Origin of the sequence: Pantoea sp. SIMBA_079 (genome assembly GCF_046940275.1) — a bacterium.
Classification (GTDB): Bacteria; Pseudomonadota; Gammaproteobacteria; order Enterobacterales; family Enterobacteriaceae; genus Pantoea; species Pantoea borealis.
Genome location: NZ_JAWRYR010000008.1, coordinates 49,200 through 62,423 on the forward strand (window position 1 = coordinate 49,200; position 13,224 = coordinate 62,423).

The following is a 13,224-nucleotide window of genomic DNA, read 5'->3' on the forward strand; positions in this document are numbered from 1 at the left end:
CCGATGTAAAAAGGCCCTTCTCCGGAAGGGCCTTTTTTTATGGCGCGGCGTCTGCCGTCACCTCATGTACGCGCACATAGCCCAGCTGGCCCGGTGTCAGGCCACTCAGGCGTAGCGGCACCGTCACAGAACTGCGCGGCATCAGGCTGGCGGGCACGCTGATACGCTGACTCAGGCTGCCAGCGGTCAGCGGCTGACCGCTGACCGGATCGCTTTCACCCCAGACTACGGTCGCACTCAGCGCCGGTACCGGCTTGTTATCAGCAGACCGGATGACCAGGCTGGCCCGGCTTCCGTTAGCCTCTGCACTTAAGTTCAGCAGTGACAGGCGCAACGTACCCAGCTGCGTCTCCAAATCTACCGGCGTCGCGGAATGCGGCACCAGCCATGCGCCCTGAGTGGACTGGCGGTTAAGCTGCCCCTGTAGTTCCAGCGCGCTGGCGCGGCGGGTAAGGTGACGCATCTGCTGATTGAGCTGGCTCACCTCCTGATGCAGTTCTCTGACCTGCGGGGCAGGGGGCGGGGTACTGCAACCGCTAAGCAGCAACAGCAGCGCCAACGGAACCGGTAAGCTCCTGAGTCTCATGCTCTCTCCGGTTTCTTATTCAGGAATACGCAGTACCTGACCCGGATAGATTTTGTCCGGATGGCTCAGCATCGGCTTGTTAGCTTCAAAAATCTTGTTGTACTGATTAGGATCGCCGTAAACCTGTTTAGAGATAGCGCTCAGGGTATCGCCTTTCTTCACTGTATAGAGGTTGGCTTCACGCGCGGTGTCGCTGACGGTGACTTTATCATCGACTTTAGTGATGCCCGCAACGTTACCGGCCGCCACCAGAATCTTCTCTTTCAGCTCCTGTGAAATGCCATCGCCGCTGACGGTCACGGTATCGCCCTGTACATTGACATTGACTTTATCGCTGTCTGGCAGGCCGAGCTTGTTGATGTGATCCTGCAGCTTTTTGCTAGAGTCATCACTGCCTGTCACGGTATCCCACAGTTTCTCTCCTGCCTCTTTGACAAAGTTAAACAGACCCATAGTTCCTCCTGTGATTGTGCCGGATTGGCCTTTTAAGCGTAGTGCGTTTTTAGGGTTTGCTGGCAGAAGAGGTGATGACTGCTGAAAAAAGCGCCGGACAGGCAGCCTCTGTTTTGTTAAATGTGAGTTCGCGTTACACTGTGTGGCCCAAAATCTCGCGACAGGAAACGTCATGCATTGCCCATTCTGTTCCGCTGTGGATACCAAAGTGATCGACTCACGCCTGGTCAGTGAAGGTTCCTCGGTGCGCCGCCGCCGTCAGTGTCTGGTGTGCCATGAGCGCTTTACCACGTTTGAGATGGCGGAGCTGGTGATGCCGCGCGTGGTGAAAAGCAACGACGTGCGTGAGCCTTTTAACGAAGATAAGCTGACCAGCGGCATGATGAAAGCGCTGGAGAAGCGTCCCGTCAGTGCTGATGCGGTTGATAGCGCAGTAAATCACATCAAAACGCAGCTGCGTGCGACCGGCGAACGTGAGATTGCCAGCAAGCTGATTGGCAATCTGGTGATGGAAGAGCTAAAAAAACTGGATAAGGTCGCCTATATCCGCTTCGCCTCGGTCTACCGCAGCTTTGAAGATATCCGCGACTTCGGCGAAGAGATCGCCCGCTTACAGGACTGAATCATGACCGATGCTCGCTATATGGCGCGCGCGCTGGAACTGGCGCGACGCGGTCGCTTTACTACGATGCCGAATCCCAATGTCGGCTGCGTGATCGTGCGTGACGGCACACTGGTCGGCGAAGGCTGGCATCAGCGTGCAGGTGAACCCCATGCTGAAGTGCATGCGCTGCGCATGGCAGGGGAGCAGGCGCGCGGTGCAACGGCCTACGTCACGCTGGAGCCGTGCAGCCATCATGGCCGGACGCCACCCTGCTGCGATGCGCTGATTGCTGCTGGCGTCAGTCGCGTGGTGGTGGCCATGCAGGATCCTAATCCGCAGGTCGCCGGGCGCGGCCTCTGGCGCCTGCAGCAGGCGGGAATCGAGGTCAGTCACGGGCTGATGATGGCGGAAGCGGAAGCGCTCAATCGCGGGTTCCTCAAGCGTATGCGCACCGGTTTTCCCTGGATACAGCTCAAGCTTGGCGCGTCGCTGGATGGTCGCACAGCAATGGCGAGCGGTGAGAGCAAGTGGATCACCTCGGCGGCCGCCCGCCGGGATGTGCAGCAGTTCCGCGCACAGAGTTCCGCGATTCTCACCAGCAGCGCCACCGTGCTGGCCGACGATCCGTCACTCACGGTGCGCCCCGAGGAACTCAGCGATAGCCTCCGCCAGCAGCTGGATGCGCAGACGCTGCGGCAGCCGGTGCGGGTGGTGGTTGACAGCCAGCAGCGCGTGACGCCGCAGCACCGGTTGATTCATCAGCCGGGTGAGAGCTGGCTGATGCGCACCGCGCCCGATAACGCAGCGTGGCCGGAGAGCGTGACGCAGATTGCGGTGCCGCCGCGCGGCGAACAGCTTGATCTGGTGGCGATGATGATGCTGCTCGGACAGCGCCAGATCAACAGCGTCTGGGTCGAGGCGGGGGCGGGTCTGGCGGGCGCGCTGATTCAGGCCGGGCTGGTGGATGAGCTGATTGTTTATATGGCACCGGTGCTGCTTGGCGACGCCGGGCGCGGGCTCTGTACGCTGCCCGGGCTGGAGGCGTTGAGCGCCGCGCCGCGCCTCGATTTTCGCGATGTGCGCAAAGTAGGTGACGATCTGCGTCTTACCCTGACCCTGCGTTAAGCATGCACGGAAAAGCCTGAGCGCACGGCTAAAGAGTATGATAGAATCCGCCCCCTTCTGCGGGGGCTATAAAACACACACCCAAAGGATATGTATGAACGTTATCGAAGCTGCTGTTGCCACGCCTGATGCCAAAATTGCCATTGTAATTGCGCGTTTTAACAACTTTATCAATGACAGTCTGCTGGATGGCGCGGTCGATGCGCTGAAGCGTATCGGTCAGGTTAAAGCTGAAAACATTACCGTGGTCTGGGTTCCGGGCGCCTATGAGCTGCCGCTGGCCGCGCGTGCGCTGGCGAATACCGGTAAGCACGACGCAATTGTTGCGCTGGGCACGGTGATCCGCGGTGGCACTGCCCACTTCGAATATGTGGCGGGCGAAGCGAGCTCCGGTATTGCTAACGTGGCAATGAGCTGCGAAATCCCGGTCACCTTCGGCGTTCTGACCACCGAAAATATCGAGCAGGCGATTGAACGCGCCGGCACGAAAGCGGGTAACAAAGGCGCGGAAGCCGCGCTGACCGCACTTGAAATGATCAACGTATTGAAAGCCATTAAAGCCTGATTTTTGTAAGGGGAATTTTGTGAAACCTGCTGCTCGTCGTCGCGCCCGTGAGTGCGCTGTCCAGGCGCTCTACTCCTGGCAGTTGTCTAACAACGACATTGCCGATGTGGAATACCAGTTTCTGGCGGAACAAGACGTCAAAGACGTCGATATTAGCTATTTCCGCGAACTGCTGGCCGGTGTGGCGACCAACAGCGCGTACCTGGATGGCCTGATGAAACCGTACCTGTCGCGCCAGCTTGAAGAGCTGGGTCAGGTAGAAAAAGCGATCCTGCGCCTCTCGCTCTATGAGCTGAGCAAGCGTGCGGATGTGCCGTATAAAGTCGCCATCAACGAAGGTATTGAGCTGGCAAAAGTGTTCGGCGCTGAAGACAGCCATAAGTTTGTCAACGGCGTGCTGGATAAAGCTGCTCCGCAAATACGACCAAACAGAAAGTAGTGCAGAAGGCCGGGTGACCGGCCTTTTTTCATTGAGACCTGATTTATGTCCTGTGGTGAATTTGAACTGATCGCACGCTATTTCAACCGTGTAACCAGCTCCCGTCGCGACGTGGAGAAGGGCATTGGTGATGACTGTGCGTTAATGAACGTTCCTGACAAACAGACCCTCGCTATCAGCACCGACACGCTGGTGGCGGGCGTCCATTTCTTACGCGATATCCATCCGGCCGATCTCGGCTATAAGGCGCTGGCGGTCAACCTCAGTGACTTAGCTGCAATGGGCGCCGATCCGGCATGGCTGACGCTGGCGCTGACGCTGCCTGAGGTCGATGAGACCTGGCTGGCTGGCTTCAGCGACAGCCTGTTTGAGCTGCTCGACTACTACGATATGCAGCTGATTGGTGGCGACACCACGCGCGGTCCGCTCAGCCTGACGCTGGGTATTCATGGACTGGTGCCTGCCGGGCGCGCGCTGAAGCGCTCCGGCGCAAAGCCGGGTGACTGGATCTACGTTACCGGCACGCTGGGCGACAGCGCGGCGGGACTATCGCTGCTGCAGCATCACCATCGTCTCGACGATCCGGCGGTGCATGAGGTGCTGATCAAGCGTCATCTGCGTCCGATGCCGCGCGTGCTGCAGGGCCAGGCGCTGCGCAGCCTTGCTACGTCGGCGATCGATATCTCTGATGGCCTGATTTCCGATCTTGGTCATATTCTCACGGCCAGCCGGGTTGGCGCACGCCTGAATCTCGACGCGCTGCCGCTCTCCGCTACGCTGCGCGATCATTTTGCGCCGGAGCAGGTGCTGCGCTGGGCGCTGAGCGGCGGCGAGGATTATGAACTCTGCTTCACGGTGCCTGAAGTAAACCGCGGCGCGCTGGATGTGGCGCTGGGCCGGCTTGGCGCACCTTATACCTGCATCGGACAGATTGCCCCGGAAGCCGAAGGGTTGACGCTGCTGGAGCACGGCAAGCCGCGCCGCTACAATCACAAAGGATTTGACCATTTTGACGCGCGATAAAGATGTAGCAAAAAGTCGCCTGCGGATGCGTAATCCCTGGCATCTGCTGGCAACCGGTTTTGGCAGCGGGTTAAGCCCATTTATGCCCGGCACAGTAGGCTCGGTGGCTGCCATTCCGTTCTGGTGGCTGATGACGTTTCTGCCGCTGCAGCTCTATTCGCTGGTGGTGCTGGTGGGTATCAGCGTGGGCGTTTATCTCTGTCATCGCACCGCGCGTGATATGGGCGTACACGATCACGGTAGCATTGTCTGGGACGAGTTCATCGGCATGTGGATCACGCTGATGGCCATCCCGGTGCTTAACGGCTGGTGGGTGCTGGCAGGCTTTGTTATCTTCCGGATTTTTGATATCTGGAAACCGTGGCCTATTCGCTGGTTCGATAAAAACGTACATGGCGGAATGGGCATTATGGTCGATGATATCATCGCCGGCGTGGTCTCCGCCGCCGTGCTGTACGGTGCCGGCCTGCTGCTGTAGAGGCGGCCAGGGGCGCATGAATGCGTATAACCACGGTATATGGCTCGGCCAGGGGCGCATGAATGCGCCCCCTACAGGTGTTCCGCCGCGTAATTATTACCGTAGGGGCGGCATTTATGCCGCCCTGGTTCAGGTGCATGATTTGGCCAGGGGCGCATGAATGCGTATAACCACGGTATATGGCTCGGCCAGGGGCGCATGAATGCGCCCCCTACAGGTGTTCCGCCGCGTAATTATTACCGTAGGGGCGGCATTTATGCCGCCCTGGTTTCAGGTGCATGATTTGGCCAGAGGCGCATGAATGCGTATAACCGCGGTATATGGCTCGGCCAGGGGCGCATGAATGCGTATAACCGCGGTATATGATTTGGCCAGGGGCGCATAAATGCGCCCCCTACGCCGGAATTACTGTAGGGGCGGCATTTATGCCGCCCTGGTTTATGCGGATATCAATTGCTTATTCATACCCCACAGCCGGATGTGGCTGATAAACCATCTCCAGCTCGGCGATATCTTCTGCGCTTAACTCAACGTCAACCGCTTTGACCAGCTCGGCAAACTGCTGTTCACGTGACGCGCCAATAATAGGTGCCGTCACGGCCGGTTTATGCAGCAGCCATGCCAGCGCAACCTGCGCGCGCGTGACCTTTTTCTCAGCGGCAATGGTAGCCAGCCGCTCCGCAATCGCGGCGTCGTTCTCTTCTGTACCGGTATAAAGCTTCTCCATTACATTATCAGAGACCGAGCGCGCGGTGGTTTCACCCCAGGGACGCGTCAGCTTGCCGCGCGCCAGTGGACTCCACGGCAGCACGGCGATACCCTCACGCTGACAAAGCGGGTGCATCTCCTTTTCCTCTTCACGCTGGATCAGATTGTACTGATCCTGCATGCTGACAAAGCGTGCCCAGCCATGCGTTTGCTGCAGCTGCAGCGCCTCAGCAAACTGAGACGCATGCATGGAAGAGGCACCGATATAGCGCGCCTTGCCCGCTTTCACCACCTCATCCAGCGCCTGCAGCGTCTCTTCAATCGGCGTTGCATAATCCCAGCGGTGGATCTGCAGCAGATCCACATGCTCCATGCCGAGTCGCATCAGGCTGTCATCGATCGACTGCAGAATATTCTGCCGCGACAGGCCCTGTGGCAGGTTGCTGAGCGGAAAATAAACTTTGGTCGCCACCACCACGTCCTCGCGCCGCGCGAAATCTTTCAGCGCGCGTCCGAGGATCTCTTCGCTGCTGCCGTCAGAATAGCTGTTGGCGGTATCGAAAAAGTTAATGCCCGCGTCCAGCGCCTGTTTGATCAGCGGACGGCTGCTCTCTTCCGGCAGCGTCCAGGCGTGGTTGCCGCGCATCGGATCGCCATAGGTCATACAGCCTAAGCAGAGTCGGGATACCTGGAGATCGGTCTGGCCTAAACGAACGGTTTTCATTGAGAGCTCCTGCTCTTATGCGTGGGAAAAGGATTCCGTAAGCATAGCAGCAGGAGCGAAGAGGAGAGTTACTGCGCGAGCCAGGCCGCGATTTGCTGCTGAATGCCGGCGGCATCCAGCTGGTAGTCGTGACGTACCTCTTCCTGAGTACCCTGCGGAATAAACTCATCCGGCAGGCCAAGGTTGAGCACCGGTACTGCCAGGCGTTTCGCCATCACAAACTCATTTACGCCGCTGCCGGCCCCCCCCATGATGGCACCTTCTTCCAGCGTCACCAGCGCCTCATGGCTCTGTGCCAGCTCGCGGATCAGGGTTTCATCCAGCGGCTTCACAAAGCGCATATCCACCAGCGTAGCGTTCAGTGCCTCTGCTGCGGCCTGCGCATCCGGCAGCAGTGTGCCGAAGTTGAGGATCGCCAGTTTTTCACCCTGACGCTTCACAACCCCTTTACCCAGCGGCAGGCTGGTGAGTGGCTCAAGCGTGGCACCGGTACCGGTACCGCGCGGATAGCGCACCGCGCTCGGGCCCGCCTGATAGTGATAACCGGTGTAGAGCATCAGGCGACATTCGTTCTCGTCGCTTGGTGTCATGATCACCATGCCAGGCACGCAGCGCAGATAGGCGATATCAAACGCCCCCTGATGCGTCTGACCATCCGCCCCGACAATACCGCCGCGGTCGATAGCAAACAGCACCGGCAGCTGCTGAATGGCCACATCATGGATCACCTGGTCATAAGCGCGCTGCAGGAAGGTGGAGTAAATTGCTACCACCGGCTTGTAACCGCCAATCGCCATGCCGGCAGCAAAGGTGACGGCGTGCTGTTCGGCAATCGCTACATCAAAATATTGCTGCGGATAGGCGCGTGAGTAGCTCACCATGCCCGATCCTTCACGCATCGCCGGCGTAACCGCCATCATGCGCGAATCGTCAGCGGCAATCTCGCTCAGCCAGTCGCCAAAAATTTTCGAGTAGCTCGGCAGACCGGGTACGCTTTTCGGCAGTGCGCCGCTGGCCGGGTCAAACTTCGGCACGGCATGCCAGGCGATAGGATCCTGCTCTGCAGGCGCATAGCCTTTGCCTTTTTTGGTCATGATATGCAGGAACTGCGGACCTTTAAGATCGCGCATGTTCTTCAGCGTGCTGACCAGCGTCAGGACATCGTGCCCGTCAACCGGACCGATATAGTTAAAGCCCAGCTCCTCGAACAGCGTGCCGGGTACCACCATGCCTTTCAGATGCTCTTCGGTGCGCTTTACCAGCTCTTTAATTGGCGGCAGGCCGTCCAGTACGCGCTTGCTGCCTTCGCGCAGGCGCGAATAGGTTTTACCTGAGAGGATCTGCGCCAGACGGTTATTCAGCGCGCCAACGTTTTCCGAAATCGACATCTCGTTGTCGTTGAGGATCACCAGCATGTCGGGTTTGATATCGCCCGCATGGTTCATCGCCTCAAACGCCATCCCGGCGGTAATCGCGCCGTCGCCAATGATACAGGCGGTACGACGACCTTTGCCTTCCCGCTCGGCGGCTACCGCCATGCCGAGACCGGCGCTGATGGAGGTGGAGGAGTGTCCGACGCTCAGCACGTCATATTCGCTCTCACCGCGCCACGGAAACGGATGCAGGCCGTTTTTCTGCCGGATCGTACCGATGCGATCGCGGCGTCCGGTCAGGATCTTATGCGGATAAGCCTGATGGCCTACGTCCCAGACCAGGTGGTCAAACGGGGTGTTGTAGACGTAATGCAATGCGACGGTCAGTTCGACGACGCCCAGACCCGACGCAAAGTGGCCGGATGAGCGGCTGACGCTATCCAGCAGATACTGACGCAGCTCGTCGCACAGGGCCGGAAGTTTCTCTTTCGGCAGTAAACGTAATTCCTGCACCGTGCCTGCTAACGCCAGTGTCGGGTATTTTGCAATATCAAAACTCATCAGAGACTCATTATGAAAGTTATTTATCGCGTTCAATTATGAAGCTTGCCAGCGCTTGTAATACGCTTGTGTCATAGCCCTGGCCGGCGAGGATCTCCAGCGCCCCCAGAGCTTCCTGATAGAGCGCCTGCGCTTTTGCGCGCGCGCCCTCAAGTCCTAACAGGGCCGGATAGGTGCTTTTGCCCAGCGCCTGATCGGCGCCCTGCATTTTACCCAGCACAGCGGTATCGCCGGTGACATCCAGAATGTCATCCTGCACCTGAAACGCCAGGCCAATAGCATCAGCATAGGTGTCCAGCAGCGGCAGCGCCAGGCGAGCCGGTTCCCCTGCGGCCAGGGCACCAAGACGCACGGCAAGGCGGATTAGCGCGCCGGTTTTGTGGCGATGGATCTGCTCAAGCTGCGCCAGATCGATCTGCCGGCCTTCGGCAGCTAAATCCAGCGCCTGGCCGCCGCACATGCCGGCAACGCCGCTGGCCTGTGCCAGTTCAGAGATCATTTTTACGCGCGTCGCCGCGCTGACGCCCGGCATCGGTTCATCGGCCAGAATAGAGAAAGCCAGCGTTTGCAGCGCATCGCCCGCCAGAATGGCCGTATCTTCACCGTAACGAATATGACAGGTAGGCTGTCCGCGGCGCAGCGCGTCATCGTCCATCGCCGGCAGATCGTCATGTATCAGCGAATAGGCGTGAATGCACTCTGTGGCGGCGGCAGGCGCATCAAGGCTGGCTGCGTCGGCATTAAGCATTTCACCGGTGGCATAGACCAGAAAAGGACGCAGGCGCTTGCCACCTAATAGTGCCCCATAATGCATGGCATTCACCAGCGGGGAACTCTGAAAAGGCAGTGGATCGATTAAACGTGTCAGCGCCTGATTTACGCGCTCATGATAGGTTTGCTGTAGCTGGACAAAATCCATTAGTCGTTATCCGGCGTAAAAGGGGTAAGGTCGGCCGTTTTATCATCGCTCAACAGGATCTGTACGCGCTGTTCAGCCTGCTGCAGCGTCTGCTGACCGCTGCGCGCCAGCTGCACACCGCGCTCAAACTCATTCAGCGCCTCTTCAAGCGGCAGCTCGCCGCTTTCCAGCCGGCTGACAATCTGTTCCAGCTGCTGCAGGGCGGTTTCAAAACTCACAGGCGCTTCGGCTTTTTTCGGCATAATCAGTGTCGACTCACAGTTGGGGACATCTTCGTGCAATCGGTCATGGTAGCCGACGGGGAATAATAAGCAAAATGTTGAATGTGATTGCGGTAGCAGAAGCAGTCACGCAGTAAAGGTGGTATACTTTTGCGCCTCGGATGCGGACGCTCTCGCGATCCCCGCAATATTATGATCTTACCAGCTAAGTGCTGATGATTTTAGCACTTATTTGCCCAACGAAGCTGTGTCGCCATGAAGTTTATCATCAAGCTCTTCCCTGAAATCACCATCAAAAGTCAGTCGGTGCGGCTGCGCTTTATCAAAATTCTTACCGGCAATATCCGCAATACCCTGCGTTCTCTGAATGAGGATATCAAGGTGGTGCGCCACTGGGATCACATTGAAGTGCGCGCCAAAAACGAAGCGCTGCGTGAAACCATTGTGGATGAGCTGACGCGCATTCCTGGTATCCACCACGTGCTTGCCGTTGAAGATCGTGCTTACACGGATATGCACGATATCTTTGAGCAGACGCTGGCACTGAACCGTGAACGCCTGGAAAATAAAAGCTTCAGCGTGCGCGTAAAACGTCGCGGCACCCACAGCTTCAGTTCACAGGATGTGGAACGCTATGTAGGCGGCGGGCTGAATCAGCATATCGCCAGCGCGCGCGTACAGCTGAAGCAGCCGGATGAGACGGTTAATCTGGAGATTGAAGACGATCGTCTGCTGCTAATTACCGGCCGCTTTGAAGGGCTGGGCGGTTTTCCAATCGGCACGCAGGAAGATGTGATGTCGCTGATCTCCGGTGGTTTTGACTCCGGTGTGTCGAGCTATATGCTGATGCGACGCGGCTGCCGCGTGCACTACTGCTTCTTTAATCTTGGTGGCGCGGCGCATGAGATTGGCGTGCGTCAGGTAGCACACTATCTGTGGAACCGTTTTGGTCGCTCACACCGCGTGCGCTTTGTCGCGATCAATTTTGAGCCGGTCGTGGGTGAAATTCTGGAAAACGTCGATGACGGGCAGATGGGCGTGGTGCTGAAGCGGATGATGGTGCGTGCCGCGTCAATGATTGCCGAGCGCTACGGCGTACAGGCGCTGGTGACCGGCGAAGCGCTGGGACAGGTATCGAGCCAGACGCTGACTAATCTGCGCCTGATCGATAACGCATCTGACACGCTGATCCTGCGTCCGCTGATCTCACACGATAAAGAGCACATTATTAATGTGGCGCGGCAGATCGGTACGGAAGATTTTGCGCGTACCATGCCGGAATACTGCGGCGTGATCTCAAAAAGCCCGACGGTTAAAGCGGTGAAAGCCAAAATCGAAGCGGAAGAGCAGAATTTCAATTTTGATATTCTCAACCGCGTGGTACAGGAAGCGACCAACCTCGATATCCGCGAGATTGCTGAACAGACGGAAGAAGAAGTGGTTGAAGTAGAGACCGTGGACTCGTTTGGGACTAACGATGTCGTGCTGGATATTCGTGCCGCAGACGAGCAGGACGCCTCTCCGCTGGATCTCAGCGGTGTAGAGGTGAAGTCACTGCCGTTCTATAAGCTCAGCACGCAGTTTGGCGATCTGGATCAGAACCGGACCTGGCTGCTCTATTGCGATCGTGGCGTGATGAGCAAACTGCAGGCGCTCTATCTGCATGAGCAGGGTTTTACGAACGTGAAAGTTTACCGCCCATAGCACGTCAGGGACGCCACCGGGATCCCCTGGGGCGTCACCGGAATTTGTCGGGGCGCCATTTATGGCGCCCGTTTTATGTGCGGTACCCGATTCGACCCAGGGGCGCGCTTCCTGCGTCTGTCTCGGTAGGGGCGCCATTTATGGCGCCCGTTTTATGTGCGGTAACCGATTCGACCCAGGGGCGCATTAATGCGCCCCCTACGGTGACACCGGGATCAATTGCGCGCGCAACGCAATTCGCAGGGGCGTCCTTTATTCGCGTTCGTCAAATTCCTGATAATTATAAATGCCCGCTGCCAGCACCAGCTGTGAGGCAACTTCGCGTGCGGTCTCTTTATCCTGCAGCAGATCCACCAGCTTCAACGCAAAATCAAACGCCGTGCCCGGCCCCTGGCTGGTGAGCAGGTTTACGCGCGGATCCCATACCACGCGGCGCTCCATCCATTTCGCATCCGGAATGGTCTCTTTGAGTCCCGGAAAGCCGGTCATATTGCCAACCGGAAAGAGATCGTGCGGCACCAGAACCGTGCCGGGCGCCGCGCAGATTGCTGCCACAATTTTGCCTGTCAGATGAAACTGACGCACCGTTTCCACCAGCAACGGGCTGTCGCGGAACGTCTCCGCGCCTTTCAGCCCGCCGGGCAGAACAACGGCGTCAAAGTCGTTATCTGCCACTTCTGCCAGTGGCGCATCAGCCAGCAGGCGCACGCCGCGTGAGCATATAATTTCCCGCGAGCCGTCACTCTCTGCGCTGGCAGTGGTGACAGTAATGCCGCCGCGCACCAGCACGTCGATAGTGGTGACCGCTTCGGTCTCTTCACTGCCATGAGCGAGGCATACCAGTACGGATGGGCTGGCGTTCATATTGTGACTCCTTGCGTTTTACCAGATCATAAAGGCGGCTATTCTCCGGCAACGTGATGCCCTGACTGCGCGCGCGGCGCAGCAGGTAGCCGGTAATGTAATCAATTTCAGTTTGTCGCTGCGTACGAATATCCTGCAGCATAGAAGAGACGTTGCCGGCAGTGCTGTCGATGACGTCATAAATAATGGCGCGTAGCGTCTCCACGTCCATATGCTGGCCTTCACGCGTCAGCAGCAGCGCCAGCTCGTCGCACAGCGTATTGATCTGCTCCGGCCAGGCGCGCAATGCACCGTTCTGGCACTCATGCTCCACCGTCAGCGGATTAATAACGCAGTTCACTGCCAGCTTGCGCCAGCAGGCGGAGGCGATATCATCATGCCAGGCTACATCGGGCAGCGCCTGATGCAGCAGATCCGCAAGATGGCTTAACGATGCGGCGTCACGGCTGACCGGCCCGATATGCGTAATGCCTGCCGCCACGTGGCGGATCACCGTCCCGTCATGCATCGCCGCATGCGTGGTGATCCCGCGCAGCAGCGGCTGCGTCAAATCGCGCAGCTCCTCCAGCGTACCCATGCCGTTATGCAGCAGCAGGACCGGCATGTCCGCACGCAGCACGCTCTGAAGATTTTTGATCGCCGGCGATACCTGCGGCGCTTTCAGGGTAACCAGCAGCAGATCGCTGCGCGCCAGAAACAGCGGATCGTTGGCGATAAAGGTGTGATTGCTCACCTCGCCCTGCAGATCGGTGACGTTAACGGAACAGTAGGGCTGCGGCACGCGCAGCCAGCCCTGTACGTCGTGACCCTGACGAGCCAGCGCGGTCAGCCAGACCTGCCCCAGCGCGCCACAACCCAGCACGGTAATTTTCATTCT

Annotated in this window: 15 protein-coding genes; 7 read left to right on the plus strand and 8 right to left on the minus strand. The window is 58.2% G+C overall.

Features of this window, described 5'->3' with window-relative positions:
- Window positions 1-37: 37 nt before the first annotated feature.
- Both SB719_RS12020 and lysM read right to left on the minus strand, forming a co-directional pair.
- Window positions 38-586 carry a DUF3251 domain-containing protein gene (locus SB719_RS12020; RefSeq protein ID WP_293006643.1) on the minus strand — a complete coding sequence of 183 codons (549 nt, stop codon included), beginning with the start codon at window positions 584-586 and terminating at the stop codon, window positions 38-40.
- Between the two features lie 15 nt (window positions 587-601).
- Complete coding sequence (lysM, locus tag SB719_RS12025) at window positions 602-1,039, minus strand: peptidoglycan-binding protein LysM (RefSeq protein WP_065649967.1); 438 nt, start codon at window positions 1,037-1,039, stop codon at window positions 602-604.
- A 172-nt stretch (window positions 1,040-1,211) separates the two neighbouring features.
- On the opposite strand from lysM, the gene nrdR reads away from it, so the two are divergent.
- The 6 genes from nrdR to pgpA all read left to right on the plus strand — a co-directional run bounded on the left by nrdR (window position 1,212) and on the right by pgpA (window position 5,273).
- The gene (gene nrdR / locus SB719_RS12030; protein WP_039382963.1) at window positions 1,212-1,661 is read left to right on the plus strand and encodes a transcriptional regulator NrdR; all 450 of its coding nucleotides are present in this window, start codon (window positions 1,212-1,214) and stop codon (window positions 1,659-1,661) included.
- 3 nt (window positions 1,662-1,664) lie between these two features.
- Window positions 1,665-2,768, plus strand: a complete 1,104-nt coding sequence (gene ribD, locus SB719_RS12035) for a bifunctional diaminohydroxyphosphoribosylaminopyrimidine deaminase/5-amino-6-(5-phosphoribosylamino)uracil reductase RibD (protein WP_065649966.1) — start codon at window positions 1,665-1,667, stop codon at window positions 2,766-2,768.
- 94 nt (window positions 2,769-2,862) lie between these two features.
- On the plus strand, window positions 2,863-3,333 hold the full coding sequence (gene ribE, locus SB719_RS12040) for a 6,7-dimethyl-8-ribityllumazine synthase (protein ID WP_039382965.1): 471 nt from the start codon (window positions 2,863-2,865) through the stop codon (window positions 3,331-3,333).
- Between the two features lie 19 nt (window positions 3,334-3,352).
- Window positions 3,353-3,772, plus strand: coding sequence for a transcription antitermination factor NusB (gene nusB / locus SB719_RS12045; RefSeq protein WP_065649965.1), 420 nt, complete (start codon window positions 3,353-3,355; stop codon window positions 3,770-3,772).
- A gap of 45 nt (window positions 3,773-3,817) precedes the next feature.
- A complete protein-coding gene (gene thiL, locus SB719_RS12050; RefSeq protein ID WP_314686887.1) occupies window positions 3,818-4,795 on the plus strand; it encodes a thiamine-phosphate kinase in 978 nt (325 codons plus the stop codon).
- On the plus strand, window positions 4,782-5,273 hold the full coding sequence (gene pgpA / locus SB719_RS12055) for a phosphatidylglycerophosphatase A (RefSeq protein WP_065649963.1): 492 nt from the start codon (window positions 4,782-4,784) through the stop codon (window positions 5,271-5,273). The genes thiL and pgpA overlap by 14 nt, the downstream gene beginning before the upstream one ends.
- Before the next feature lie 457 nt (window positions 5,274-5,730).
- Here the strand turns inward: pgpA and SB719_RS12060 are convergent, their stop codons facing one another.
- From SB719_RS12060 to xseB, 4 genes are all read right to left on the minus strand, one after another.
- Window positions 5,731-6,705, minus strand: a complete 975-nt coding sequence (locus tag SB719_RS12060) for an aldo/keto reductase (protein ID WP_065649962.1) — start codon at window positions 6,703-6,705, stop codon at window positions 5,731-5,733.
- A gap of 68 nt (window positions 6,706-6,773) precedes the next feature.
- Window positions 6,774-8,639, minus strand: a complete 1,866-nt coding sequence (dxs, locus tag SB719_RS12065; protein ID WP_304236269.1) for a 1-deoxy-D-xylulose-5-phosphate synthase — start codon at window positions 8,637-8,639, stop codon at window positions 6,774-6,776.
- Window positions 8,640-8,658: 19 nt separating this feature from the next.
- Window positions 8,659-9,558, minus strand: a complete 900-nt coding sequence (ispA, locus tag SB719_RS12070; protein ID WP_304236267.1) for a (2E,6E)-farnesyl diphosphate synthase — start codon at window positions 9,556-9,558, stop codon at window positions 8,659-8,661.
- On the minus strand, window positions 9,558-9,800 hold the full coding sequence (gene xseB, locus SB719_RS12075; RefSeq protein ID WP_039382972.1) for an exodeoxyribonuclease VII small subunit: 243 nt from the start codon (window positions 9,798-9,800) through the stop codon (window positions 9,558-9,560). Before xseB ends, ispA begins: the two co-directional genes overlap by 1 nt.
- Window positions 9,801-10,034: 234 nt before the next feature.
- Here xseB and thiI point away from each other — a divergent pair, with 234 nt between their 5' ends.
- Window positions 10,035-11,483 (plus strand): tRNA uracil 4-sulfurtransferase ThiI, encoded by a 1,449-nt coding sequence (gene thiI / locus SB719_RS12080; RefSeq protein ID WP_293004883.1) that lies wholly within the window; start codon window positions 10,035-10,037, stop codon window positions 11,481-11,483.
- Window positions 11,484-11,735: 252 nt separating this feature from the next.
- Here thiI and yajL read toward each other — a convergent pair whose 3' ends face one another.
- Complete coding sequence (gene yajL, locus SB719_RS12085; protein ID WP_065649958.1) at window positions 11,736-12,347, minus strand: protein deglycase YajL; 612 nt, start codon at window positions 12,345-12,347, stop codon at window positions 11,736-11,738.
- Window positions 12,301-13,221 carry a 2-dehydropantoate 2-reductase gene (gene panE, locus SB719_RS12090; protein WP_065649957.1) on the minus strand — a complete coding sequence of 307 codons (921 nt, stop codon included), beginning with the start codon at window positions 13,219-13,221 and terminating at the stop codon, window positions 12,301-12,303. Before panE ends, yajL begins: the two co-directional genes overlap by 47 nt.
- Window positions 13,222-13,224 lie beyond the last annotated feature (3 nt).

What these genes read in the sequence shown, in the direction of transcription:
- ribE (WP_039382965.1), top strand. Translation starts at nt 2,863, where the DNA reads ATGAACGTTATCGAAGCTGCTGTTGCCACGCCTGATGCCAAAATTGCC.
- thiL (WP_314686887.1), top strand. Translation starts at nt 3,818, where the DNA reads ATGTCCTGTGGTGAATTTGAACTGATCGCACGCTATTTCAACCGTGTA.
- xseB (WP_039382972.1), bottom strand. Translation starts at nt 9,800, where the DNA reads ATGCCGAAAAAAGCCGAAGCGCCTGTGAGTTTTGAAACCGCCCTGCAG.
- lysM (WP_065649967.1), bottom strand. Translation starts at nt 1,039, where the DNA reads ATGGGTCTGTTTAACTTTGTCAAAGAGGCAGGAGAGAAACTGTGGGAT.
- thiI (WP_293004883.1), top strand. Translation starts at nt 10,035, where the DNA reads ATGAAGTTTATCATCAAGCTCTTCCCTGAAATCACCATCAAAAGTCAG.
- dxs (WP_304236269.1), bottom strand. Translation starts at nt 8,639, where the DNA reads ATGAGTTTTGATATTGCAAAATACCCGACACTGGCGTTAGCAGGCACG.
- ribD (WP_065649966.1), top strand. Translation starts at nt 1,665, where the DNA reads ATGACCGATGCTCGCTATATGGCGCGCGCGCTGGAACTGGCGCGACGC.
- nrdR (WP_039382963.1), top strand. Translation starts at nt 1,212, where the DNA reads ATGCATTGCCCATTCTGTTCCGCTGTGGATACCAAAGTGATCGACTCA.
- panE (WP_065649957.1), bottom strand. Translation starts at nt 13,221, where the DNA reads ATGAAAATTACCGTGCTGGGTTGTGGCGCGCTGGGGCAGGTCTGGCTG.
- SB719_RS12060 (WP_065649962.1), bottom strand. Translation starts at nt 6,705, where the DNA reads ATGAAAACCGTTCGTTTAGGCCAGACCGATCTCCAGGTATCCCGACTC.
- yajL (WP_065649958.1), bottom strand. Translation starts at nt 12,347, where the DNA reads ATGAACGCCAGCCCATCCGTACTGGTATGCCTCGCTCATGGCAGTGAA.
- SB719_RS12020 (WP_293006643.1), bottom strand. Translation starts at nt 586, where the DNA reads ATGAGACTCAGGAGCTTACCGGTTCCGTTGGCGCTGCTGTTGCTGCTT.
- ispA (WP_304236267.1), bottom strand. Translation starts at nt 9,558, where the DNA reads ATGGATTTTGTCCAGCTACAGCAAACCTATCATGAGCGCGTAAATCAG.